1 protein-coding gene is annotated in these 544 nt (G+C 74.1%); it reads right to left on the reverse strand.

Annotation, left to right across the window (positions count from 1 at the left end; genetic code table 11):
* Positions 1-521, reverse strand: a 521-nt coding sequence (locus EQG76_RS17075; RefSeq protein WP_235031416.1) for a gamma-glutamyltransferase, incomplete at its 3' end; no start/stop codon positions are given.
* Between the last annotated feature and the right edge of the window lie 23 nt (positions 522-544).

The following is a 544-nucleotide window of genomic DNA, read 5'->3' on the forward strand; positions in this document are numbered from 1 at the left end:
ATCGCACCCTGGTAGAGCGGTGCCGAGCCTGCCGCCGCGATCTGGCGCAGGGTCCGGGTGAATGCCGGGTTGCGCAGCACGCTCCCGGCAGCACGCGGCGTGCCGTCCTCCTCGAGAAAATAGGCGCGCGTCTCGACGAATTCGGCGAGCCCGGTGCTGCTGTCCGCGATGGCGCCGGCAAGGCGCGGGGAGATGGGGAAACCCTCTTCCGCCAGCCGGATCGCCGGCGCCACCAGGTCCGGCCAAGGCAGCCGGCCGTGCAGCCGATGCGCCAGCTCCAGCAGGGCGAGCGTGCCCGGGACGCCCACCGAGTGGCCGCCCGGCACGGCGTCCGCGAACGGCATGGGCTGGCCGTCCGCGCCGAGGAACCGTTCCGAGGTCGCCGCGGCCGGTGCCGTCTCGCGGCCATCGAAGCTGGTGAGCTCGCCGGCGGCCGCGTCCCAGTGGAGCAGGAAGGCGCCGCCGCCGATCCCGGACGACTGGGGCTCCACCAGGTTCAGGACGAACTGGGCGGCGATCATGGCGTCCACGGCACTGCCGCCCG

Source organism: Geminicoccus flavidas, from assembly GCF_009806515.1.
GTDB classification, from domain to species: domain Bacteria; phylum Pseudomonadota; class Alphaproteobacteria; order Geminicoccales; family Geminicoccaceae; genus Geminicoccus; species Geminicoccus flavidus.